Origin of the sequence: Paenibacillus macerans, from assembly GCF_900454495.1 — a bacterium.
GTDB classification, from domain to species: Bacteria; Bacillota; Bacilli; order Paenibacillales; family Paenibacillaceae; genus Fontibacillus; species Fontibacillus macerans.
The window spans coordinates 3,362,200-3,385,370 of record NZ_UGSI01000001.1; the positions used below are offsets into that span (position 1 = coordinate 3,362,200).

General features: G+C 54.0%; 24 protein-coding genes and 5 tRNA genes. 6 read left to right on the top strand and 23 right to left on the bottom strand.

The features are described from left to right. Positions 1–18: 18 nt before the first annotated feature. The 15 genes from DYE26_RS15180 to DYE26_RS15250 all read right to left on the bottom strand — a co-directional run bounded on the left by DYE26_RS15180 (position 19) and on the right by DYE26_RS15250 (position 14,657). On the bottom strand, positions 19–969 hold the full coding sequence (locus DYE26_RS15180; RefSeq protein ID WP_227872688.1) for a TadE/TadG family type IV pilus assembly protein: 951 nt from the start codon (positions 967–969) through the stop codon (positions 19–21). Positions 970–1,000: 31 nt separating this feature from the next. After that, entirely contained in the window at positions 1,001–3,229 is a 2,229-nt protein-coding gene (locus DYE26_RS15185) for a TadE/TadG family type IV pilus assembly protein (protein ID WP_036625145.1), read from the bottom strand. A 41-nt stretch (positions 3,230–3,270) separates the two neighbouring features. Next, positions 3,271–3,927, bottom strand: coding sequence for a TadE/TadG family type IV pilus assembly protein (locus tag DYE26_RS15190; protein ID WP_036625146.1), 657 nt, complete (start codon positions 3,925–3,927; stop codon positions 3,271–3,273). Positions 3,928–3,934: 7 nt separating this feature from the next. Continuing rightward, positions 3,935–4,129, bottom strand: a complete 195-nt coding sequence (locus DYE26_RS15195; protein ID WP_036625147.1) for a Flp1 family type IVb pilin — start codon at positions 4,127–4,129, stop codon at positions 3,935–3,937. A gap of 98 nt (positions 4,130–4,227) precedes the next feature. Continuing rightward, positions 4,228–5,103 carry a type II secretion system F family protein gene (locus DYE26_RS15200; protein WP_036625148.1) on the bottom strand — a complete coding sequence of 292 codons (876 nt, stop codon included), beginning with the start codon at positions 5,101–5,103 and terminating at the stop codon, positions 4,228–4,230. Between the two features lie 15 nt (positions 5,104–5,118). Then, positions 5,119–5,925, bottom strand: a complete 807-nt coding sequence (locus tag DYE26_RS15205; protein WP_051985650.1) for a type II secretion system F family protein — start codon at positions 5,923–5,925, stop codon at positions 5,119–5,121. Beyond that, the gene (locus DYE26_RS15210) at positions 5,922–7,169 is read right to left on the bottom strand and encodes a TadA family conjugal transfer-associated ATPase (protein ID WP_036625149.1); all 1,248 of its coding nucleotides are present in this window, start codon (positions 7,167–7,169) and stop codon (positions 5,922–5,924) included. Before DYE26_RS15210 ends, DYE26_RS15205 begins: the two co-directional genes overlap by 4 nt. Positions 7,170–7,171: 2 nt before the next feature. Beyond that, the gene (locus tag DYE26_RS15215) at positions 7,172–8,314 is read right to left on the bottom strand and encodes a P-loop NTPase family protein (RefSeq protein ID WP_036625151.1); all 1,143 of its coding nucleotides are present in this window, start codon (positions 8,312–8,314) and stop codon (positions 7,172–7,174) included. A gap of 193 nt (positions 8,315–8,507) precedes the next feature. Continuing rightward, the gene (locus tag DYE26_RS15220; RefSeq protein WP_036625153.1) at positions 8,508–8,786 is read right to left on the bottom strand and encodes a hypothetical protein; all 279 of its coding nucleotides are present in this window, start codon (positions 8,784–8,786) and stop codon (positions 8,508–8,510) included. Between the two features lie 426 nt (positions 8,787–9,212). Continuing rightward, entirely contained in the window at positions 9,213–10,184 is a 972-nt protein-coding gene (locus DYE26_RS15225; RefSeq protein ID WP_240534172.1) for a hypothetical protein, read from the bottom strand. Between the two features lie 19 nt (positions 10,185–10,203). Next, complete coding sequence (locus DYE26_RS15230) at positions 10,204–11,409, bottom strand: ABC transporter permease (RefSeq protein ID WP_036625154.1); 1,206 nt, start codon at positions 11,407–11,409, stop codon at positions 10,204–10,206. Next, positions 11,406–12,140 carry an ABC transporter ATP-binding protein gene (locus tag DYE26_RS15235; protein WP_063836323.1) on the bottom strand — a complete coding sequence of 245 codons (735 nt, stop codon included), beginning with the start codon at positions 12,138–12,140 and terminating at the stop codon, positions 11,406–11,408. The genes DYE26_RS15230 and DYE26_RS15235 overlap by 4 nt, the downstream gene beginning before the upstream one ends. Positions 12,141–12,232: 92 nt before the next feature. After that, the gene (locus tag DYE26_RS15240) at positions 12,233–13,954 is read right to left on the bottom strand and encodes an alkaline phosphatase (RefSeq protein WP_036625156.1); all 1,722 of its coding nucleotides are present in this window, start codon (positions 13,952–13,954) and stop codon (positions 12,233–12,235) included. Positions 13,955–14,130: 176 nt separating this feature from the next. Next, positions 14,131–14,213, bottom strand: a tRNA-Leu gene (locus DYE26_RS15245). A gap of 60 nt (positions 14,214–14,273) precedes the next feature. Beyond that, positions 14,274–14,657 carry a helix-turn-helix domain-containing protein gene (locus DYE26_RS15250; RefSeq protein ID WP_036625157.1) on the bottom strand — a complete coding sequence of 128 codons (384 nt, stop codon included), beginning with the start codon at positions 14,655–14,657 and terminating at the stop codon, positions 14,274–14,276. Between the two features lie 217 nt (positions 14,658–14,874). On the opposite strand from DYE26_RS15250, the gene DYE26_RS15255 reads away from it, so the two are divergent. After that, positions 14,875–15,498: a hypothetical protein gene (locus tag DYE26_RS15255; RefSeq protein WP_036625159.1), complete on the top strand. Its 624-nt coding sequence runs from the start codon at positions 14,875–14,877 to the stop codon at positions 15,496–15,498. A gap of 42 nt (positions 15,499–15,540) precedes the next feature. Here the strand turns inward: DYE26_RS15255 and DYE26_RS15260 are convergent, their stop codons facing one another. Both DYE26_RS15260 and DYE26_RS15265 read right to left on the bottom strand, forming a co-directional pair. Further along, positions 15,541–16,257: an AzlC family ABC transporter permease gene (locus DYE26_RS15260; RefSeq protein ID WP_036625161.1), complete on the bottom strand. Its 717-nt coding sequence runs from the start codon at positions 16,255–16,257 to the stop codon at positions 15,541–15,543. A 13-nt stretch (positions 16,258–16,270) separates the two neighbouring features. After that, positions 16,271–16,591 (bottom strand): AzlD domain-containing protein, encoded by a 321-nt coding sequence (locus DYE26_RS15265; RefSeq protein ID WP_051985651.1) that lies wholly within the window; start codon positions 16,589–16,591, stop codon positions 16,271–16,273. 167 nt (positions 16,592–16,758) lie between these two features. Between DYE26_RS15265 and DYE26_RS15270 the strand changes: the two genes are divergently transcribed. After that, on the top strand, positions 16,759–17,610 hold the full coding sequence (locus DYE26_RS15270) for a Cof-type HAD-IIB family hydrolase (RefSeq protein WP_036625163.1): 852 nt from the start codon (positions 16,759–16,761) through the stop codon (positions 17,608–17,610). 479 nt (positions 17,611–18,089) lie between these two features. Here DYE26_RS15270 and DYE26_RS15275 read toward each other — a convergent pair. From DYE26_RS15275 to DYE26_RS15290, 4 genes are all read right to left on the bottom strand, one after another. Next, positions 18,090–18,172, bottom strand: a tRNA-Leu gene (locus DYE26_RS15275). Positions 18,173–18,341: 169 nt separating this feature from the next. Continuing rightward, positions 18,342–18,416: transfer RNA gene (locus tag DYE26_RS15280), tRNA-Glu, on the bottom strand. Between the two features lie 219 nt (positions 18,417–18,635). Next, positions 18,636–18,724, bottom strand: a tRNA-Ser gene (locus DYE26_RS15285). Between the two features lie 7 nt (positions 18,725–18,731). Beyond that, positions 18,732–18,807, bottom strand: a tRNA-Asn gene (locus DYE26_RS15290). Between the two features lie 187 nt (positions 18,808–18,994). Here DYE26_RS15290 and DYE26_RS15295 point away from each other — a divergent pair. Both DYE26_RS15295 and DYE26_RS15300 read left to right on the top strand, forming a co-directional pair. Further along, positions 18,995–20,257 carry an MFS transporter gene (locus DYE26_RS15295; protein WP_036625164.1) on the top strand — a complete coding sequence of 421 codons (1,263 nt, stop codon included), beginning with the start codon at positions 18,995–18,997 and terminating at the stop codon, positions 20,255–20,257. A 96-nt stretch (positions 20,258–20,353) separates the two neighbouring features. Further along, positions 20,354–20,914, top strand: a complete 561-nt coding sequence (locus DYE26_RS15300; RefSeq protein ID WP_036625165.1) for a winged helix-turn-helix domain-containing protein — start codon at positions 20,354–20,356, stop codon at positions 20,912–20,914. On the opposite strand, the gene DYE26_RS15305 is transcribed toward DYE26_RS15300, so the two are convergent. Next, the gene (locus tag DYE26_RS15305) at positions 20,863–21,102 is read right to left on the bottom strand and encodes a hypothetical protein (protein ID WP_036625166.1); all 240 of its coding nucleotides are present in this window, start codon (positions 21,100–21,102) and stop codon (positions 20,863–20,865) included. The two genes, DYE26_RS15300 and DYE26_RS15305, sit on opposite strands and share 52 nt — an antisense overlap. Before the next feature lie 249 nt (positions 21,103–21,351). After that, positions 21,352–21,822, bottom strand: a complete 471-nt coding sequence (locus DYE26_RS15310) for a SprT family protein (protein WP_036625168.1) — start codon at positions 21,820–21,822, stop codon at positions 21,352–21,354. Positions 21,823–21,969: 147 nt separating this feature from the next. Between DYE26_RS15310 and DYE26_RS15315 the strand changes: the two genes are divergently transcribed. Together DYE26_RS15315 and cmpA are read left to right on the top strand one after the other, a co-directional pair. After that, positions 21,970–22,323, top strand: coding sequence for a hypothetical protein (locus DYE26_RS15315; protein WP_036625169.1), 354 nt, complete (start codon positions 21,970–21,972; stop codon positions 22,321–22,323). Positions 22,324–23,012: 689 nt separating this feature from the next. Further along, positions 23,013–23,150 (top strand): cortex morphogenetic protein CmpA, encoded by a 138-nt coding sequence (cmpA, locus tag DYE26_RS15320; protein WP_115311231.1) that lies wholly within the window; start codon positions 23,013–23,015, stop codon positions 23,148–23,150. The last annotated feature ends 21 nt before the right edge of the window (positions 23,151–23,171 follow it).

Below are 23,171 nucleotides of genomic sequence, written 5' to 3' on the forward strand. Positions count from 1 at the left end.
ATTTGCGCCCCCTTCACATTATTTGGGACTGGTTACCTCAAACTCCATCGCCGTCCGCAACCCGTCTTCCGTTTCCACAACAAACGTCCACGTTCCCGGCGTCGTGTTTCCCCCGACCAGCCAATTCCATTCCACGATGCCTTCGCCGTCCGCCGTAGTTTCTCCCAAATATTTAGCTTGGCTGACGCCGCTCTTGTAAAAGACGGTCAACTTGGCCGTCTGCCCCGCCCCTATCTTCGCCTTCACCGTCGCCCGATGCCCGGCGTAAGCCGGATCCGGCTTGGACAGAATGACCGGAGCTCGTCCCTGGCCGTCGCCCCCGGCTTCCCCCGATTCCAGTTCCCCGGTATCGCCGATCCAAATGCGTTCCTCGGCCCGCGATTGAAGCACGACGCGGTTTGATGTAAACGGTACTTTAATCGGAAGCTCATAGCTGATTTCCAGCCCGAAATATGGCCGCTTTCCCGTTTTTAAGTCGGGCACGGTAACGCGGCTTACATGCAAACGCTTTTCGGTTAACAGCGTTCCTTCAAGAAACGGCAGAAGCAGCGGTTTAACCGCGGGATCAAGGACGCTTTCCGCAACGCCTGTTTTGATATGCTGCAGCGGCTCGTCCCCCTTCTCCGCGGCATCCATTACCCAATCGGAGATCGGTTCAGGCAAAACGCCGGCATATTGCTTGGCCCATTCGCTCACAGAAAGGCTTGGCATTTTCCAGTTAAAAGAAGATCCTTCGCCTGGCGATTCGTCCTCGCCCCCGGCATTTCCCGCAGATTCGCCTGAGCCGGCCGACACCGCCAAAGCAACGGGGTATATATGGGCGGAAACCTGCCTGACGGCATTGGATGCGACCGTATTCAGCTGGCTGGACAACAGCGTCATATGTACCATATAAATAAACCAGAACAGCACCATCACAAAAACGGGCATAACCAGTGCGGCTTCCAGGACAATGCTTCCTCGCGCCAAGCCACTTTTCCGGCCAGCAACTTGTCGTTCATCAATATGAGAAGTCCGCTTGTTTCTCGGCATAATACCGGCTTCCTTCCACATTTCCTTTCAGTACGCCCGCCACTCCCAACGCTCTGGCAACCCCCGGCAAAAACCACAGCGGCATCGATACCGAAACTCTCCCGCTCGTATAGGTCGCCCGCTCACCCGTGTCAATCCCCGTGTTCATCCGGATTACTGCGAGCATGCGCGACAATCTGTTCTCGCTTCTTCCATGCAACAGCAAAAAAATCCGTAAATGATCCCTGTAGGTAAGATCAACTTTGATGTACTCGCTCAGCTGTATTTTACCTTCGCGCGTTAAGGCAAGCATGTCCGACAGCGCATGTTCCGCGCCGTACAGCAACGCGGCGGCCAGAACCAGCAGAGGATGGCCCTTTGATGCGTTTTTGATGAATCCCTCCATCGTCCGGATTGCCAGACGCATCGCAAAGATTTCTCCGTAAGCGGCGGCGATATTGCCTACCGGATTGTGAAAGCCGTATAAAATATATTCGGCCTCCTGCCGCTCAGGCGCAAACTGATCGCCCAGCGCATTCAGTTTGTCCGTGCCGGAGCTCCCCTGCAGCAGCTCATTCAGCGCACTTAAATCCAAGCAACGGAAATAGCTGGCGATGTATTCGGTTTGAAAAGCGTTGTCCGTCATTCCGCCCATTAGTCCGGATAACCCCCCGAATAAGCCGTCCATGTCCGTCATCGCCGAATCCCCCGCCCGATAGGGATCGTTATCGATCGCGGCGCCCGCCGCCTCATCCCCGCCCGATGCAGCCTGGTTTATGTCCCGGTTCGCTTCATAATCCGCTTTTAATTGATTAAAGCGCTCTTGCTGGGCCTTCAGCTTGTTGCCAAACTGCTTAATTCGCGCGAGTAGACCAGTTGCTTCTTTCAGCTTGGCCCTGGCCGTCTTCTCCGCCGACTTGCGCTCCTTATCGCTCCCTCGATGCGATTCCAGCAGCTGCATATTGGCCTCCAAAACATTCGCCGCTCCCCGGTCCACATAGCTCCGCATATATTTATCCGCCTTCCAGCCAACCCGGCGTACAGCCGTTTGCAGCTTTCTTGAAGACGTTACCGCCGATAAGACCCCGCTTTGCAGGGTGCGCAGCGAGGTGATTTCCTCGTTCAATTGCTGAAAAGCCGCGGCTTGATCGTCCGTATCCGATTCGAGATCCGTAAAAAGTTCCTCGGAGAGGACAAGCGAACCGCTTTGCTCCCGTATTGCAGCAATCTCCTCCATCCCGCTCACTTGGCCGTCGTCCCTGGTGCTTGGCCCTGCAGCCACTTCGTTGTACCCCTTCTGGGCGGCGCGCTGCCCCGCCTCTTCTATCGTTTGTTTCATCTGCTCATTGATTTGGCGCGCCTCAGTAAGCAGCGCTTTGGCCTGCAGCAGCAAATTTTCATGCTTTTCTTCGGCTTTGGCGCGAATTTTGTCCAATTGCTTGTATACTTTGGACGTTTCGGAACGGTAGATTTTAATCTTCCATCGGTACTTTGGGTTCCCTGGCCCAGGTTTCTTATCCAGCTCAACCTTTTCCTTGTAATCGTCATATTGGGCAGTAAAGTCCAGGACTGAAGAGATCTTGCCGCCCAAAGGTTCGTCGTCTATCGCGAGCGCCGAACCCCTGGGCAGCAATTCCCCGAACCCCTCCGCCGCGCGTGCTGCCTGGCGCTGCATTTCCAGCAGCTCGTCGAGTTTCGCTTCGCGCTTATCGTACAGTTTCTGCAATTTACCGAGCAAATCGACCGTATTCGACGCTTCCTTCATCACTTGCGCCATCGGTTTGAAGCGATTTAGAATTTCTACCGTTAGATCAATCGGCGCCCGGTATTTCATCTGCTCCTGAATTTGCCGTTCAAACGCGGCGTAGGAACCGAGCGGACGGAGTTGTTCAATTGCCGAGGATTCCAGCTTCGCTCCAAGCAGCGGCAATCCGCCGCTTCTTCCCGCAAGCTGCAAAGAATCCTGGAGCACTTTGGACATAATGTAATTGCTGTCGGTCTCTCCTAACGCAAACAAACCGTACCGCTCGGCCAATTCCCGGTCGTACGAAGACATCGCGGATCTGGCCGCGGCATGGGCCAATGCTTCCGTCTCGGCCTGCAGCGCAAACATTCTGGCAAAGTCGATAAAAATAGCCACAAAGGCGAATATCGCCGCAAACACCACAACTAAAAAGACCGTAACCGCTCCTGACTCCGAGCGTCTCTTTGCAAACAAACGCTTCGCCTCCTTTCCATCCCCCATCCCTGATTCCCGGCCTATTTGCCAAACAGCTTCAGCGCGTTTCCGGCCTCCGTCCGGTCCATCGTGTCTCCGCCTTTGCCCTTAAACTTTGCCCCATAATAGCGCGCCAACTCGACGGTGCGAATAAATTCCATAGGTTCGATAACATAAGCGTAAGAAGATCCGGTTTGGGAAATATCGCCCAACCAGCTCTCCAGCGGCGGCAATGGAACGAACCGTTCCATTGCCACTTTAACTTTGCGCAAAAGCATGCGGTTGTCATATTCCATTTCTCCCGAGATGTTCCCGGGCAGCCCGCTTCCTGTCCTGGCCAGCTTTTTGCCGGCCAGCGAATCGGCGGAGTCCGCTCCGGCAGGCAAGCGAAGCCGGACGGCTCCGTTGGCCTCGCCCCAACCGAAAATGCTCTGCAGCATACCGTCGTCCTTGAGACGCCAATATAAGGAGTCATAGTGCCCCTCCTCAAAAGCTCCGGTCAAATCGTTACGATAGCTGTTGTCCCAAGTGTAAGCGCTGCGTTCCGCGGCCGCGGAAGCGGCCTGCCCAAGCAGAGCGTTTTGGTACAGATACAAGCAGAAGAACAGCAAGACCAATATCGCGTAAAAAATGACCGGCAACACCAAGGACGCTTCCAGCGTAAAGCTTCCCCTCGCATCCCGCAGGCAACGCCGCATGTTTCGCCTACTTCCCGTCCATAAAGTCTTCGGTTTTCGTTCTTGCTTTGCCAAGCAGGCTGCTTACGATTTCTTTCAGTTGCGAACGGAAGATCACGGCAATAATGACGATGACCGCGATAATTAAAATCATCTCAAGCATCCCCAAGCCGTCCTCGTCATGCAAAAAACCTTTAACTTCCTTGCCCATTGTCGTTAACATCGGCCTTTTCCTCCTTAAATTTCAAAAATTCGATGCCGCATACACTCCATGTGTTCTTGCTTCGTGATCAAAAGACGACTGACTTTTTGAACTGCCTCTTAAAGGTCCATGATCATAAATGCGGGGGCGCCAACCAGCAGAAGGATCGCCATAAACATCAGCACCATGGGAAAAACCAGCTTTGACGAAGCCTGCTCCCCCAGCGTTTTGCTGACGGCCTTGCGCTTCTCCCATAACGAATGGGACAAGTCGCGCAGCGCCAGGGCAAAATCATGACCCCCGCGGCGGTAATTCAGCAGCACGGCGGTGGTGAAGGCGGAAACCTCCTGAATCCCGCAGCGTTTGCTAAAGCCCTCCATCGACTGCTGGAAAGAATAGCCCCCTTCCCACTCCCGCAGCATTTGGAACAGCTCCCGGTAAAGGGGATGGGTCTCCTGCTCGCGCTTGCGTTCCAAACAGAGCTTGATCGCTTGCTGAACCGTTGAACCGGCCCCGACCAGAAGCACGATTTTGTTCAGCAGCTCGGGAAGCTCCAGAATAACGGCATACTCCCGCCGAACCACCTTGCGGTGCAGATCATGGATCAACGCTGCCGGAAGCAGCAAAGCTAACACCGCACCGAGCAGGAGCCCCGATGAATCGCCATTCATCAGCAGGGACAAGACGCACCCCAAAGTGAGCAGCAGCCAGCTGTAGGTGAGCGTTTCGGCGAGAAACAGCAGCGTAAACTCACCGCTGCGCCGGTCGCCGCAAATTTTTTGCACCGCCCGGTTCACTTTAAAGAATACGCCCGGAAACCGCCGGGACACCTTGATGCGCTCCAGCAAATACAGCATTGGCGGCGACAAACGCTGAAGCCTCAGCCCCTCCATGATCAATTGGGTGTATCCGCTAAAGCGGCGGAAGGATATCCGGTATACCCATCCCCAGCCTCCCAGCAAAACCAGCAAGATCCCCCAAAGCATCAGGAACATCCAGCAAAGCCCTCCTTAAACCCGGATATCGACGATTTTAAGCATCAGCCAGGAGCTCCCGGCAAAAACGAGCAGCGCGGCCGCCGAGATTAACAGCCCGACTCCGCTGTGCAGCGGCTGCATATAATCCGGCGAAGTCATTTCCATAAACAATAAAAACAGGATGGGAGCGGCAAGCATCGCCTTCGCTTCAAAGCGCTTTTGGGCAATCATGACGCTGATTTCCTGCCCGATCTCCAACTTCTCGCTAATCAGGGCCGAGGTCCGCCGGACAATGTCCACCAAATCCCCGCCGGAGCGTTTGCAGGTCGTAAACACGTCGGCAAAATTGCTGATATCCTCCATGCCGGCCCGGCGGCTGAAGTCCAGCAGCGCTTCCTCCACAGGCTGTCCGTACTCCATACGCGCGCAAATAATCCCAAGTTCCCTGATCAAATCGTTATCCCCGTCCGGGTACAGCAATTTCAAATCATCGATCGCTTCGCGAAATCCGTTTTCCACCGATCGGCCGGCGGCCAGCGATGAGGAGAGCGAATAAAGCGCCTGCTTGAAATGCAAGCTGAGATTCTCTCTTCGTTTCCGGAGCAAATGCCTGCTCCAGGGCTTCGGCACAAACAACGCGCCGGCGGACAACCCTAAAGCCAGCGGGATGGAATGAAAAAAAACGCAGCCGACGGCGAATAAAGCCGCACCGCCGAGCAGCATGCATAAAGCCTTCTGCCGCCCCGTCAAAACATACACACGGTAATCGGCAAGACCTTCGGAGCGGGCCCCGCCCGCTGCGTTTCTTTCCCCCGAAAAAACATCAGTCCGCCATGTCATGCGGTCCCTCCTCCTTCTGCCGGAGCCTCCGGCGGCATCCCCGCCATCCGCAGCTTGTCCGTATGCAAAAGCCCTGTTCCGGTACTTTTCAGCCGGCCGATGATTTTGCCTTCCCGCTCCCCTTCCTCCTGAAAGACAAACAGCGGCCGCAGCACCACCTCCCCTTTCATTAACCCCGCCACCTCGGAAATCTCCATCACCCGGCGCGAGCGGTCGCGCAGCCGGGACAAATGCACAAAAATGTCAATCGACGAGGCGATCTGCTGGCGGACCACGCCGATCGGCAAATCCGCGCCGCTGAGCACCATCGTTTCCAAGCGGCTGATCATATCCGCCGTACTGTTGGCGTGCCCGGTCGATAAGCTCCCGTCGTGACCGGTGTTCATCGCCTGCAGCATATCAAGCGCTTCGCGGCCCCGGACCTCGCCGACGACGATCCGGTTGGGGCGCATCCGCAGCGACGAGCGGATCAGGTCGCGAATGGCGATTTCGCCTTTTCCTTCCGTGTTGGCATTGCGGGTCTCCAGCGACACCAGATTCGGCACGGTCACGATTTGCAGCTCGGCCGAATCCTCAATGGTGATCACCCGCTCGTCCGGCGGGATGAACTGCGAGAGCGCATTTAAAAACGTCGTTTTGCCTGAACCGGTACCGCCGCTGATAAAAATGTTGTATCTGCTTCTGACGAGCTTCTGCAGCAGCAAAGCGGCCTCCTCGCTCAGCGATCCGATGGCGACCAGCTTCTCCATTGTCAGCGGCTGCGCCGGGAATTTCCGGATCGTCATGGTGGGGCCTTTCAGGGCGATCGGCGGCAGCACGATGTTTACCCGGGAGCCGTCGCGAAGCCGGGCGTCCACGATCGGCGAAGATTCATTGACGACCCGGTTTACGCCGGAGACGATCGATTGGATAATGTCCTCCAGCCGCTCACGGGATTCAAAACGGACGGGAAGCCTTAGGACATGGCCTTCCTGCTCGACGAAGATCTCCTCGTGGCTGTTGATCATGATTTCCGTGATCGTCCGGTCTTCAACAAGCGGCTGCAGCACATCGAGACCGCGGAAAGAATCGTATAACCGGCGAACCCATTTGCGCTTGTCGGAAGCCGTCAAATCGGCCAAACGGGCATCGTTCAGCACATACTCTTCAATGTACTCCAGCAGCTGCGCGTCGCTCATTACCTTTGTGACATCGAGCCCCATGCGTATATCGCTGCGCAGCGCGGCGAATATTTCCTCCTTCACCTTTACCCCTCCCATGCCGGGCTAGTTTCCGCACCGCCCAAAAGCTCGCGGCACAACTTCAGCACATCCCGCTGAAACGCGGGGGAATACGGCAGTTCGCCCTGCCTGCTTCCCTGGCTCCAGGAAGGGACAAACGACAATGTCGCTTGAATCGAAAGCCCCGGCTTCGGCAATTCGGTTACGATATTTCCGGTGTACTTGTTCAGGACAAACCGCGTTTTGCCGAGCAATTCATGGTATAAAGCAGTCCGCGAGCGTTCCAGATGGGACAGCCAACCCCCCGTCTTCCGCATCACGCCCCATTCATCCGTGACAAGCCACACCAATTGATCCGCCCGCTCAAACACGCCTTCCGTTCTTCCGCCCGGATAGGAATCAGGATCAATAATGACCGCGTCATAAAGTCCGCTCCCCGCGATGTACTCGATAAGCCCGACAGCATCCTTTCGTTCCATTTCCAGCATTTCGTTGATATTCTCCAGCGGGCCGAACGTATCTCCCTGCAGTACCGGATGCCTGTAAGCATACATGGAAATCGGAAATTCCGGGGCCGCCCGTTTGTCGTCGGCAGCCTTAAGGTCATACAACAACCGGGCCAGTCCGGCCGTCTGCCCTTCCCTGAACGAGGGTCCGGCAAACAGGCTGCCGCTGCTTAACGTCTCGAGGTTCAAATAAAACACTTTACCTCCTTCCGCGGCCAGCTGCCGGGCGATGTTCAGCGCCACGGTCGTTTTGCCGCATCCGCCGACGCTGGAGTAAACCCCGATGACCGCCGCTTGGCCTTCCTCCGGCGCCTTCCCGGCTTTGCCGCCGCGAACATAGTCCAGCACCGTTTGCAGAAGCAGGTGGAGCGGCTGATATTTCTCCACGCAAGGTTTGCCGTCATTTGCGCTGCCTTCTTCGCCGAGAACGATCCATGAAATCCCCCGCTTGTCGGCCGCATCCATCGCTTCCCGAAAAACCGCTTCTCCCAGCACGGCGTCAACAAACCCGGCGGACTCCTCCAGGTATCTGTCCAGCGCCTCCTTGCGGCTGAACGCGGTCAAGATCAGATTGCGGTTGAACTCCCCGCTGCGGGCGTAATATAAAAAAGCTTCGATATACTGCTCATCCTGCACGGCAAGCACAAGCCGGATCGGCCCCATAAGTCTTCACCTTCCTTTGGACGAAAACAAAAAAGCACCGCCCAAAACCCGACACAAATCGGATCATGGACGGTGCTACCGTTCCCGTTATTCCTGAAATTTACTGTAAGAATATCACAGTTTTGGGTCCTCGGCAAGTCCCAAATTAAAAGAAAAAAGCACGGGTTTCCCCGTGCCCGCAAACTCTTAAAAATTACTCCGACAAAAGCTTGTCAAGCCATTGTCCCTCATCGATCTGACGGTGAATTTCACCGGAAAACTTCTCCATGCACTGGCAAATAAAATCTTTGCGGCAGACCGGGCACGGCGTCTTTTGAAGCCGGTTGACGTTCGTTAACCGCCAGTTCGGATCGCGGTGGTAAAACACACGGCATTCCGTTCCATCGGCCAATTTGGCGATAAACTCGTATAATCCATCATTGTAGTTGCTTCCGGCCTTCGTCACGTTCACAACTTTCGGTCTGTAAGACATTCGATCACCCGTATTATCAAATTTCATTCCGCTCCAGAGATACTCTCTTTTAGAGGTTGTTCAAAAAAACCGCTTTTGATCACGAAGTGAGTCAAGAAGTAGCTCGGCTTCGAATCTTGAATTCAGCCGGGCCTTCCGGTGCTCACGTACCCAAAATGTACGCTCCGCTCCTGACGTCCCTAGCTTCATCCAACCTTCTCGGTGCTGAAAACCGGCCTTTTTGAACCCGCACTTTTAGTACTTAGACATATTAAATAATTTTCTCCGGCGTGTCAACTTAAAAAGGCGCTAAAAAAGCTTGTTTGGCATTATAATTCCTGCATTTGGATAGGATGCGCAAAAAAAAGCGATTTCATTCTTCGCCAAGCCGTTTTTAAATAAAAAGCACCCCGCCTTCGTTTATTTTCAGAGCGGGGGGGCTTGTCATTATTCTTTGATCTCTTCAAAAGCGGCGTCGTACAGCCGGAACATCGTCTTGTAACCGGACTCGTCGATTTTGATGCCAACATCGAGCCGGCCGGTTATCTGCAGCGCCTCCGGCTTGTAGCGAAGGTTGACATCGTCCGGTACGAACACGATCATGATTTTGTTCCAATACGTCTCGTCCCCGTTGTCAAAAGGGCATTCCGCACCCGGCTCGGGAATGAGCAGAAACCAGTGGTTTTCAAACGACAGCACCTCGCCCATAAACCCCTTGATGGTGACCGTTGAACCGCTGAGATCCCAAAAGCGTTCGGAGGGCGTCGTCTGGTCGTCCCCGTCAAAAAACTCGGACCAGCCGATGGTCGTCACACCCGACTTTGCGCCCTTCGCTTTATCGGAAGCGGAAGTGCGGGCCGTTTCGCTTGCGGCGCCGGACGTTTCGACTTTCGGAGTCCCGTCTGAACCGGAGCTCTTGGGCGAAGCCGCCGCTGCGTGCTTGCCCGGCGCCTGGCTTTGCCCGGACTTCGCGGTGCCCGGCTTTTTGGAGTTTGAGGCGGAAGATAAGCCGTCGTCCGCGGACTCCGGCTTTTCGGCTTTTTTTTCTTCCCCCTTGCCCGATTCGCCCGCGCCCGCCGCAGACGCTGCCTCCCCCGGAGCTCCGGCGGCCGTGTCCGGCGCAGCCGCTTTATCCGGTGTGGCGGCGGCTTTCAGTTTGGAATCGGCCGTGCGCTCATTTCCCGGAGCGTCCCCGTCCTTCCGGACGGCCGGATTATTGTTTGAAGCCGGCTCCTGCTGCGGCTGTTCGCTCTCCGCCGTACCCGAGCTTTGCACCTCATAACTGAAGGCCGTCCCCGCCGACGCTGCGGTGCCGAACGATCCGGCTCCGCCCTCTAAGCTCTCATCCTTGCCGCAGGCTTGCAGCAGCAGCGCCGACAGCACGAACAGCAGGCACGGCAGGGATAATTTTTTTTTCACGCTAGGCCATCTCCTCTCGTTACGCCCGAAATAAAGCGAGCGGGTCCATTCTGTACAGCCGGATCGCCGGCCCCAGCGAAGCCGCCAGCCCGATGATAAGCGTCCCCGCAGCAATATACGCCTGGTCCGGCGAACCGCGGAACGGTTCAATCTGAACCCCCCCGTAAGCAAACAGCGCGTCCTTCAAAACAAACCCGGCAATATGGCCGGCCAGGATGCCAAGCACCAGCCCCGCGGCGGTGACGAGCAGCCCTTCCCCGATCATCGTCATCCAGACGTAAGCCTTCGACTTTCCCAGCAGGCGCAGCAGGCCGACATCCTTCGTCCGTTCGCCGGCGGCGGCAATCAGGGACAGCAGGATCGAAATCGCCGCCAAAATAACGCATAGCCAGGTCAGGATTTCAACGATTTCCGCCCCGCGGTCCACCAGGTTGACGACGTCGGCAACGGCTTTGCTCGTATAGGCAACCTGCACTTGCCCCGTTTGCTCCAGAGCGTTTTTGAGCTGCTGCGCTCCCAGCAGCGTCGCCGGCTTAACCAGAATCGCCGTGATTTCCTCGTCAGCCTCCTGATGCACGGCCCAGGCATAATCGACCGTCGTGAAGACGGCGCGGTCATCGGGCGTGTTGAGCCTGGGAAGAATCCCTTTTACCGTATACCTGAAGCTTCCGTGCCCATCGTGCTCGCCGTGCTCTTCCGACTCTTCCTCCAGGCGATGGGCTCCCTCGATCAATCCGTGCGCTCCGGCAAATGTATCGCCCACTTGAAGGCCGAGCATGCTCGCCACATACGTCCCGACCACAACCTCGCCGGTTTTCCCGTAAAGCTCCCCGGCGGCTAAAGCACGATCCCCGTAACGGGTCAAAAAATAGGACGGCTCGATCCCGACGATCGGATACCCGTTGTAGTTGTCCCCCGCCGTCATCGCATACGCCGCGTCCACGCCCGGGTCCTGGCGGACCGTCTCCAGCGTTGCCAGCGGGATGTTGCCGGTCGGCGCTCCGATATGATAAAACGTGCTGAGCACAAGCTGCGTTTCGCTCCCCGCCGCCCCGACGACGATATCGAAAGGCCCGTAGCCTTTCTCGGCCCCCTGCTCCACGCTGTCCCGCGACAGCGAAAGCAGCACGGTAAAGGCCACGGTTGCCGCCACCGAAACGACGGTCAACAGCGAAAGAAACTTGCGGTGCCAAATATTGCGCAGCAAAATCTGAAACAAACTCATCCCGTCTGCTCCTCCAAGGCCGCAGGCGCGGAACCGCCGCTGCCGGCGGCGGATAGTCTCCGGCGCTCTGCGGACAATCGGTTGATTTCCGCGATATGCAGGCGGCGCGGAAACCGGTCCGCCAAATTGAGGTCATGGGTCACCGCCACAAGCGTATGCTGCCGGCCTTCGCACAGCCGAAGCAGCAGGTCCGTCACTTCCTCCGCCGTCTCCCAGTCCAGGCTTCCCGTCGGTTCGTCGGCCAGCACCAGCGCCGGATCGTTGATCAGCGCCCGGACGATCGCCACCCGCTGCTGCTGGCCGCGGGACAACTGGGACGGCAAATGGCGGCCGCGGTCGCTTAAGCCGACCTGCTCAAACCAATGGTCGATCAGCTCTCGACGCTCTCTTCTTCCTTTCGTGCGGGGCAGCGTAATTTCTACGTTTTGCCTGGCCGTCAGGGAAGGAATCAAGTGAAAATCCTGAAGGATGTAGCCGATATGCTTCGCCCGGAAACGGTCCCGGGCCGCTTCCGACATCTGCTGGAGTTCCCGGTCAAACACCTGTACCTCGCCTTCGTCGGGACGCATCAAGCCGCTGACGATATGCAGCAACGTGCTTTTGCCCGATCCGCTCGGCCCGGTAATCGCCAGCTTCTCCCCTTGGCGCACCTCCCACTGGGGGATATCCAGAATCGGAATGTTTCGCCCGGCAACCTGAAACTGTTTTCTCAAACCGCGAATGTTTAGCATGAGTGCTCTCTCCCTCCGTTAATCCGTTAAGATGGAAAAACAGGAGAACACGGATCGTTTCTCCTGTTTTTTCGGAAAGTCTGCCAGCCGGATTACTGCAATGCGATCCGTTCGGAAAGCGAGTCCCATTTCAGCGATTTTCCGGTCAGTTCGTTAAACGCCGCCAGCGGCAAGTACAATGTACCGTTGTCCACGTCGACCGTCAGCTTATTCGAGGCCTCGGCGGTTTTTGCGGATCCCGCTTTGAGGTCCACCGTTATCGTCTTGCCGCCTTTTCCGCTCAACGTCGCCGTGTTGCCGGATTCATTGTATGTCCCGCCGAGCGCTTCCGTTAAAGCCTTCGCCGGATAGAGCACTTCATTTTCGCGGTTGATTTTGAATTTCGGATACACATATTTGGATTGCAGCTCAGCCGTCGCCTTTTGCAAGTCCACGCCCAGCACCTCGGCGCCGGCAAAAGCGATCTGCGTGTTGTCGATCTGTCCTTTGACTTTGTCGGCGATCGGCCCGTACGCCCACACGCCTACATCGACGGCGGAGTGTCCGTGGCCGGACCAGCCGATCAGCAGCCGCTTGGAAATAACGGCGTTATATCCGCCCTCGCGTTTGTAGGAAGAACCGTCGCCATCGAGAATCAGCTTGGCTTCTTCATCCGTCAAGTCGGTGATCCAGGTGTTCTCCGCAACGATTTTTTTCACGTCGGCAATCGTTTTCGCTTCATTCAGCGCCGTCACCAGATACTCGGAGGAATGCTTTTGCTTGTCCCACAGGTCGATGTTGACTTCATAAATATTGTCCCGGGACAGGGATAAACCGCCGGTCTCATGGTCGGCCGTAACGACGACGGACGTATTGCCGTCCTTCTTGGCAAAATCAAGCGCCACCTTAAAAGCCGCGTCGAAATCGAGCGCTTCCTGCACCAGTGTCGGCAAATCGTTGGCGTGTCCGGCATGGTCGATCCGGCCGCCCTCGATCATGATCGCAAAGCCGTTTTTGTCAGCGGACAAAATCTCGAGCGCTTTGGACGTCATATCCGCCAGACTTGGCGTTTCGTCCGTGCGGTCGGGCACATAGGCGACGTGCGAGCTGCCGAACAGGCCGAGCACTTTACCTTCTTTCGCCGGCAGAGCCTTCAGTTCCTGGGCCGTTTTCACCACTTGGTAACCTTTGGCTTTAAACTCGGGCAGGAGGTTTTTGTCGCTGCGTTTTCCTTTTTCTCCCTTGGTCACGAAAAACGATTCCCCGCCTCCGAGCAGCACGTCCACGCCGCTGTCAAGGTACTGCGAAGCGATCGCGTTTTCGTTATCGCGATTGCGGACATGGGAGGCGTAAACGGCCGGTGTCGCATGCGTGATCCGCGCCGTCGTCACCAGACCCGTCGACTTGCCGCCGCGCTCGGCCGCCTCGATGATCGAAGCGAACGGCTTGGAGACGTCTTCGTTCGATACGCTGATGCCGGCGTTATACGTCTTGTGTCCGGTGGCGAAAGCGGTTCCGGCCGAAGCCGAATCCGTGACGATCCCGGACACGACGGTGCCCCCGTCTTCCCCGCGGTCCGCGTATGTAGTCGCTTGACCGACATAATACGGATCCAGATTCAACGACTTCGTGCCGTGCTCGTACTGCTGGTAATAACGCGCCGCCGAGATTTGCGCCGGACCCATGCCGTCGCCGATCAGCACGATCAGATTCCGCGATTTTCCGTTTGCCGCGTTTTGCTCCGGCTGCTCCCCTTTTGCCTGGACGAAGCTTCCCGCCGATACGACGGACAGCGCCAAGCCGCTGATGGCCAATCCTTTCCAAAACTTGTTCATTGCTTTCCCTCCCCAAAATGACGAACTAAAGAGAAGTTTAATTGGGGAGTATTAGCCCGATGTTATAAGATTGTTCTTGTTTGGTAAAAAATCTCAGCCTTAATATAGCGAAAACATAAAAAGAGATGCCCCGCAAGTTTGCACTTACGGGACATCTCCGTCATCTTTCCATATGATGCGGTCGAGAGGACTCGAACCTCCACGGGCGTACGCCCACTACCCCCTCAAGATAGCGTGTCTGCCATTCCACCACGACCGCGAATGGTTTAGAAACGAACATTACTATTATATCTTCGCGGCGGCTAAATGTAAAGTGGTATTATTCTCCAGACTGCTTTCCCCTTTGTTTCCGGTAGCGGGCAAATTCGATATACTCCCGGACGAAAGCCCGCTCAGATTCCGACAGCGCGGCAAAAAAGGCGTCCCAGTCGCCGTCCCGGGCCGTATATTTGGCTTTGCCTTCGTTTACGGCGGAAGCCTGTTTTTCCCGTCCGGTCATGAGCCAATCCAAACTTACGTCAAAAAAATCCGCAATTTCGATCAGCTTATTCGAGCTCGGCGTTGACTTCCCGCGTTTCCAGTCGCCCAAATTCCCCGTACTGATGCCAAGCTTCAAACAAAACGCCTTTTTGGTCAAACCCGCATTTTTAATCAGCAGTTCGATACGCTCGTAAATGGACAACTTCTTCCCCAACCTTCCCATAACACCGTAATCATCTCGCATTTACGTTATTTTTTCGATTGTTAATTTACGCATTTACGTATACAGTGTGAATGAAACAAAAACTATTGTACCTGCGTATTCGTGTAAAGAAGGGGTTTTGAAGATTAAGAGGCTGCTTACATCTTAACACAGCGCCTTGAAGGACTTAATAGGTCTCCATGACTGCCCTTATTCCATTGACAGGAGCGCATCCGCCGTGAAGGAAATATCCCTGTGTGAAGCAGCAATTCATTCGCTAAGCCAAAGCATTGCCGTAATCGGTCCGGATGGAATCGTCCTGGCGGTGAACCACAATTGGGCCAAAAGGGCATGTCAATATGGCCAAACGCCCCTTTGGGACCGCCCGGGAATAAACGTGATTGAGTATTTTCGCAGCGCCGAACGCGACGACCCTGAGTCCCGCCAGCTTCTCCAACATATCCTCCAAATCCTCGACGGGACATGCGATTATTACGCTATGGAAATTCGGGCCGTTGGCCCTCAAGGAATTAACTGGTTTCTGGCGGAGATTAGTCCCTTGGGAAAAACACGCAATACTCCGGCGCAAGGAATGGTCGTCAGTTGTACCGATATTACACGCCTTAAGGAAAGGGAGCAGCATATGGAGCAAGCCTTGTCGCATGTTAATGCGCTGCGGGGTTTGCTTCCGATCTGTGCCGTCTGCAAAAAAATCAAGGACGAAAATGAAATTTGGAATTCGATCGAAGCTTATTTGCAAAAGCATGCCCATGCCGAATTTACCCATGACATTTGTCCCGATTGCATCCGCCTGCTTTATCCCAAATATTCATCCATTTTGGAAAGGCAGGATGACATATGACGGGCCCGCCCGGCTTTCTTCGAACGGACCTAACCCGGGGCGCTAAGCTGTCTCACTTTTGACGGCTGCCGCTTTTTTCCTCGTCCGCCGCACCATCTGCCCAAGGGTAGCGCCCGCTACCCCGCCGGCGACAAGGCCGAGGCCGCCCATATTCACCATCTCCCCCAAAGTGGATAAAACGATGCCGGTGCAGGCTGCCACCATGGAAGGCAAAGTTCGTTCGCCGCCGAACAGCAGCGCCAGGAATAACGCCGGCAAAGCGAAGCCGAGAATAGCCGCCGCCTCGGGCGTGACCAAACCGCCGAGGCCGGTTCCGACAGCGGTTCCGGCAATCCAGGACCCGTAGATGGCCAAAGAAAACGTTATATAATAGGAAGGATTTAGCGGTTCGCCGCTGGCTGCCCGGGTTGATGTAACGGCAAAACCTTCGTCCGTCAGCCCGATCGCCGCCAGCCATTTTTGGCCTTCCCGCCATCCGGTCAAGTAAGGCCCCATCGTAGCTCCATAAAGAATATGGCGCATATTCACCAGCAAAATGGTCGTTACGATCGTAAACGGCGCAGCGGCGGAGGCAAACATGCCCAGCAGCATAAATTGCGCCCCTCCGGAAAAAATCCACAGGGAACTAAAAACCGTAAGCGATCCGGAGAGTCCGCCGGCGGCCGCAAGCAAACCAAATGTCATGGATAAGGGAAAATAGGCAAGCATAATCGGGACGGCATGGCGCAGCGCCAGCCCTATTTCATCATAACGTTTCATCTCCACCGCCCCCCTATCCAATCAAATAATAAACCGCGGCATAAAAAGCAATCCCGGACGCAACCGTCAGCAGTAAACGCCGCGACCACCAAGCTACCGCCATCGTCGGGATGGCGGCCAGCAGCATTTTATTTTCCATGAGCGGTATCCACTCCCCGTCGTCCAGCAGCAGCAAAGGACCGATCAGCGCTCCAAGCACGGCCGGGGAAACAAATGAAAGCCACTCTTTCGTGCGTTCGGACCATTTTATGCGGCTCCCGAGGACCAAAGATCCCGCGCGCAATAAATAAGTCCCCGCTCCAATCATCATAATAATCCAGAAAGCGCTGGTCACGTTTACCCTCACCCCATTTTTGCATATGTATTTTGCCGAAATGAACGCGTTGCCCGGGCCTGTTGACCTGAAATGCATTTCATAAACTATACTTTTATACGGAGATCAAAAAATATAAACCAATAGACCCGATAGAGAGACACACTTGGGTAAGGAGGAGACCATTCATGAAACTGATCGCCGTTGATTTGGACGGTACGCTGTTGACATCCGAAAGCAAGCCGAGCACCGAGGGGCTGGATGCGATTCGCCAAGCGGCCGCCAAAGGCCACACCGTAACCCTATGCACCGGCCGGGCCAGCTTTGACGCTAAAGATTTGACGGGCGGCCTGGCTATCCCGATTATCGGTTTTAACGGAGCCGCCGTTTATGACGAACGCGGACAGCTGTTGCGGGAAACGCCGATCGCAGCAGCCGCGGCTCTGGACGCGGTTCGATATCTGCTGGAGCAGCAAGTTTATTTTGAGATATTCTGCCCTGAGGCGATTTATTCCCTTTACGGCGGGGAGCGCAAGCTGCAGGCGGAACTGGATGTGCTGGCAAGCGCCAATCCGGCGGCCAGCCGCGAGCGCTTGTGGAAAAGCGCCCAAATCCAGTTTGTCCAATTTGGTTTTCAACAGATCGAAGACCCTTTGCAGCTATTGAAGCGCGGGGCGCCGGTCTATAAGCTGCTGGTATTTACTTACGACGAAGCCAAGCTGGACCGTATCCGCAAGCACTTTGGCGGGCAGCGCCATCTTCATACGACGTCTTCCGCCGATCACACAGTGGAAATTATATCGACCGAAACCGATAAAGGGAACGCCCTGCGCTTTATGGCCGAGCATTTGGGGGTCCCCATGGCCGATACCGTCGTGATCGGCGACAGCTACAACGATATCTCCATGTTTCGCGTAGCCGGGACAAGCATTGCGATGGGCAACGCGGTCGATGAAATCAAGCAATTAAGCACCATGGTCACGCGCGACAACAATCACCATGGCGTGGCTTACGCTTTGAACCACCTGCTGAAACTGTAGCGGACGGTTCATGGAACACGTGAGCGTGGCGGCTTCAAGGTTAGGCCCGTAAAAAACTCGGGGGAACTCTTGCCCAAGAGCTTGTAACGCTGATACTTTTCAGAATTCCCGCAAAAACTCAGGTTTTCGCGAGACACTATCGCCCGGCAGAAATCTAACGGTTGCAGCAGCCGCTATTTTCCGAAAAAAGACCTTTTCTAAATTCTAATGGTTGCGAGCGCCGTTATTTGCCTTAATCCAAGCAAAAATTACCGGTTTTCGGCGAAATAAGCGCCATGACAACCGTTACAATTTGAAATCAACGTTCCTGGAACAAATAGCGCTTGTGACAACCGTTAAATTTGTTCTGCGGTTAAAGATGTATCTTGTAAAGTCCTAACCAAAAGCTCGCTTTGCTAAATATTAATGCTTGTCCCGCGAATCGCCTTTGATTATGCAGAAAGAACCTTGCGTTCTGCAAGGTTCTTTCTGCAATTTGATGCGGTCGAGAGGACTCGAACCTCCACGGGCGTACGCCCACTACCCCCTCAAGATAGCGTGTCTGCCATTCCACCACGACCGCATATTCATATGTTCAGGGCTTCCACCCCTACTTGAAGCTTTGAAGAAAGTGTCGACCCGTTAGAGAATACTCTCGCTTCGCTCGAGACTGCGAAGTGTTCCTGCCGAAACTTATGCTCCGACGAACCCCTATTAGGGCTTCTCACCCCTACTTGAAGCTATTAAGAAAGTGGTGACCCGTAGGGGATTCGAACCCCTGTTACCTCCGTGAAAGGGAGGTGTCTTAACCCCTTGACCAACGGGCCACAGCCTCATGCCGCTTGGAAGCAGCGACAAAATTGAGTATAGCAAAAACATGATCGCCTTGCAACCCCTAATTTTCAGGTTTACCTTTTAAAATTCTTTTTGAGAGAATTATAGGGAATTATCCTGCGTGCCAGTTCATCACTGGATATCATTCTCATCCCTCTGCATAAAAGAACCTCCCGGATGAACGGGAGGTTCTTTAGATCGATATTTCAAAACGGAGAGAGAGGGATTCGAACCCTCGCACCGCTTACGCAGTCTAACCCCTTAGCAGAGGGTCCCCTTATAGCCACTTGGGTATCTCTCCAAGAATATGGCTCCCCGAACAGGACTCGAACCTGTGACAACTCGATTAACAGTCGAGTGCTCTACCGACTGAGCTATCGGGGAACATTAGAAATTGTGAGAACACCAATAAATTTATCACGATTAGGCGGCAAAGTCAAGATTTAGCGGCCATTCCCCTGAAGGACAAGCAATGGAAAATAAATATTGCAATCCGCAGGGAAATCAATAAAATAAACTTAACATTAAAATAATTTTAACGTTAAATTTATTTTTTAACGAGGTGATTGTTTTGAGCGAAAAAGTCCTGGTCAAAAGAAAAGGATTAGGAGGTTTAAAGCAGGAGCTGACAGTAAGCAGACCGTTTACGTATCTCCTTCTTGCCCGCGTCATCTCCAGATTTGGGGATTCGATCGATTCCATTGCCTACAGCTGGATGGTGTATATGCTAACGGGATCCAAGGTTTTAATGGGGACTCTATTCGCTTTGAATTATGTCCCCAACTTGCTGTTCAGCTTTTTTGCGGGAACCCTGGTGGACCGCTGGCCCAAAAGAAATGTCGTTGTTGCAGCCTATCTGGGCCGGGGAATCCTCGTCAGCGTCACCGCTTTGATGTATTGGAAAGGGCTTCTGGCTCCGTGGCACTTGTATATTTTTACCTTGTTGATTTCCACGCTTGAATGCTTCGCCTCCCCCGCCGAGACCGCCTTGGTTCCACAGCTTCTTTCCAAGGAAAAGCTGCTCAGCGGCAATTCCCTCAGCGCCACTGCGTCAAGAATCGCCGAGTTGGCGGGCATGGCGGCGGCCGGTGGTATCATCGCCTTTTGGGGAATATCGGCCGCGATTTTAATAGACGGACTTACCTTCACGGCCGCAGCCGCGCTCCTGGCCTTCCTTCGCGTTCCCCCGGCCACCCTTCCCCCGTTAAACCAAGCAAGCAGCGCCTTTTTTCAAGAAGTCAAGGAAGGTCTGCGCTACCTTCAAGCGAACAAACTTGTCCTAACCATTATTTTCACCGCAGCTTATGTGAACTTTTGTCTGTCGCCGTACAATGTGCTGAATGCGGTATACGTTAATGAAATTTTACGGTCCGGCCCCGAGGCTCTCAGTCTGTTGGGCATTAGCTTGATCATCGGGATGATCGCCAGCGGATTATGGATCGGCAAAAAGGGCGTCCACTTTAAAAAAAGCCGGCTCATCATCACCGGTTACTTGCTGCTGGGAAGCAATTACGCTTTGTTGTATGTCCCCGCTATTTTACCGGTACATCCGCTTTATCCGGCTGCGGCTTTCTGTTTTGGCATGGGCTTGGCCATCTCTTTAATCAACACCCCGTGCACGACGTACTTCATGGAATCGGTACCTAATGAATTGCTTGGAAGAGTAAGCTCCCTTAACAACATGGTCTGCACCTGTGCGATTCCGGCGGGGAGCGCCCTGGCTGGCGTGATAGGGGAATGGATGCAGGTCCACCTGCTCTATCTCGTTTTTGGAATATTCATGCTGCTGCCCGTCTTTTACCTGTTGAAGCAGCGTAAGTTTATGAACATTTGACGAACCGCCAGCTGCTTTGCGCATTTCCATGGATAAGCTATACTAAATTAAACGAAAAAATAACCGGTTGTTAGTCTTAACATGGGGTGCGCGCACATGGAAATCAAGGAACTGAAAACGCTGGAGGAAATCCGCATTTATTCGGATCCGTATCGCATGCAGATCATAAACGAATTTCAGCGCTTAAATCGTCCGGCGACGATCAAGGAAGTGGCGGATGCGATGCGGGAGGTGCCTGCCAAAGTATATTACCACGCCAAAAAACTGGAGCGCATCGGGCTGCTGCAGCTGGCGGACACCAAACTGGTCAACGGCATTACGGCCAAATATTATGAGCCTTTTAAAGGGGCAATCCATATTAAAAAAAGCGAGATGGACGAGGTGATCGGGCAGGTCTTTCAATCCGAGACGGAAAAACTGCTCAGCCATCTTTACGATGAAAGCAAGCAGCGCTTTTTGAAAGCCTCCAGGCTTACCCCGCCTTCGGCGCAAATGACGAGTCCGAGCGTTTTTTTGACGAAGGAAAAAGCGGAGGAATTATTCCGGTGGATCAATGATTTCTGCGAACAGCACCAGGAAGATAACAAATCTCCGGATGCCGAACGTTATGAAATTTTTTTCACCATAGCCAAAAACACGGATTCTCCGGGAAAATAAAAAGAACCCTCGTCTCCATAAGCGGAAGCGCGGTCCTTATATTTTTGCTTGTTCATTTGTTCCAGCTTCGTTTTCGTTTTACGGGTCCTCAAATCCGCGAAAACAAACGGGCTGCGGCTCAGTTCGGGATTTCTCTTCCCTTCGCGGATCTGCTTGTTGCGTTGCTTTTTGGCTTTGGACTCAGCCATCTTCAATCACTCCTCTTTCAAATAAAGTCGAAAATCACGGCTTTTCAGCACCGAGAAGGTTGCGTGAACCTGAAGAAGGAGGAGCGGAGTGTAGGGAAAGCCTACATGAGCACCGGACTTCGAAGGTGAACGCAAGATTCGACGCCGAACCCGCTTCCTTAGCATCCGCTTCGTGATCAAAAGCCGTGATTTTCGCTTCTTCTTTCGCATTATGATCAAAGTATATCATATATCGGACCTATGTTCCGCCTATTTGCCGAGGAGCTGGATTAAGCGCAGCCGTCCGGCGCATTTTCCGCAGCGGTAGCGGTTCGGATCCGCGCGGCGTTTGCGTAGATATTCCATGCCGCACTCTACGCAGACCAGTTTGTAACGGTAAGGCAAAGTTTTTCTTTGTTGATTTCCGGGCAAAGCGTTGCAGAACCGGCTTCCTCCGACCTTTTTTAATAGAGCCTTAAATTCCGGGTCTCGATGCTGATAGCCTTGCCCCGACAAATGCAAATGGTAGTGGCAAAGCTCGTGCTTGATGATCTTCTCGACTTCCTCTTGCCCATGGACGGCGAGCTGCGCGGGATTGATTTCGATGTCATGGGTTTTTGTAAAATAACGCCCCCCGGTCGTACGCAGCCGGCTGTTAAACCGGGCCCGGTGGCGAAAAGGAACGCCGAAATCACGGAGCGAGATTTGCTCGATCCAGGCTTGCAATTGGTCGTTGTTCATCGGGTTCTCCTTTCTTGCTGAACTTCGTCCCGGCGGGTTGTAGTCACCGGAATGGCCGGCTTGGGCCAGCGTGGACTTTTACTTGAAATTTAACTTCCTATTACGCTACACTGTCAAGTAGTTTAATAGAAAAGGAGATCATAAGCGATGTCCATGATGAGGTACGTGATTTTGCAGCAAGGCCAGGAGTTGAAGTTCGTGGAGATGCCGGCGGACTATGCTTATCAACTCAGCGCATTGAATTTGCGGTTAAATAAGGAGATTGACAAATTAACGGCCCGGGAGGTCCCGGCGCTGCCGCGTGCGATCGCCGAATGCGACCGGTTGGATCTATTGCAGGAATCGCTGAGGATTACGAGCGGACTGGATTATATCAATGAGCTGGAGGCCGCCTTTTCTTCCATCCAGGAAGAAAATTATCCACTGATTTCACTGCTGACCGAAATTCGTGCTCTTCAGGCCCAGCTCGAGCAGTGGTACGAGGAAGAAGGCGCAAGCTGAATTTAGGATTGAGTGTAGGAAAAGCCTACATGAGCCACTAGCGTTGCATTTAAATCTGGCAAGCTACCTTTTCTGGGGACACCAATATTCTAACGGTTGCCACAAGCGCTATTTGTTCCAATACGGTTGATTTCAAATTGTAACGGTTGCCATGGAGCTTATTTCACTGAAAACCGGCAATTTTTGCTTGGAGACAGGCAAATAACGGCTCTTGCAACCGTTAGAATTTAGAAAAGGCCTTTTTTCGGCAAATAGCCGCTGATACAACCGTTAGATTGCTTTTATGGGAAAGCTTGAGCAAGAGTTACTGCCAACGCCAGTGTACATGAGCACCGGACTTCGAAGGTGAACGCATGATTCGACGCCGAACCCGCTTCTTTAGCACCCGCTTCGTGATCAAAAGCCGTGATTTTTGCTTCCTCTTTCAAATAAAGTCGAAAATCACGGCTTTTCAGCACCGAGAAGGTTGGATGAAGCCAGGGACTGAGTAGCGGAGCGTAGGAAAATCCTACGTGAGCAACGGAAGGCCCGGCTGAATTCAAGATTCGACGCCGAATCCGCTTCTTTAGCATCCGCTTCGTGATCAAAAGCCGTGATTTTCGCTTCTTCTTCCGGAAGGACGTGCACATCTTGGGGATTCGCCCCATAGTCTAAACATACCAAGGTGATTGCCGGAGGAGGAGATACATTTGCCTAACTGGCTCAGCAATCAGATCATGCGTGCCTTTAACAAAAGAGACCGCCGTCAAATTCGGCTGCTGAACGATTGTTGGTTCTTTTACTACAGCCGCCGGAACAGCCAAGGAGAAACGAGCAGTATGCAGTAAACGCTGGAAAAAAGCCGTCCC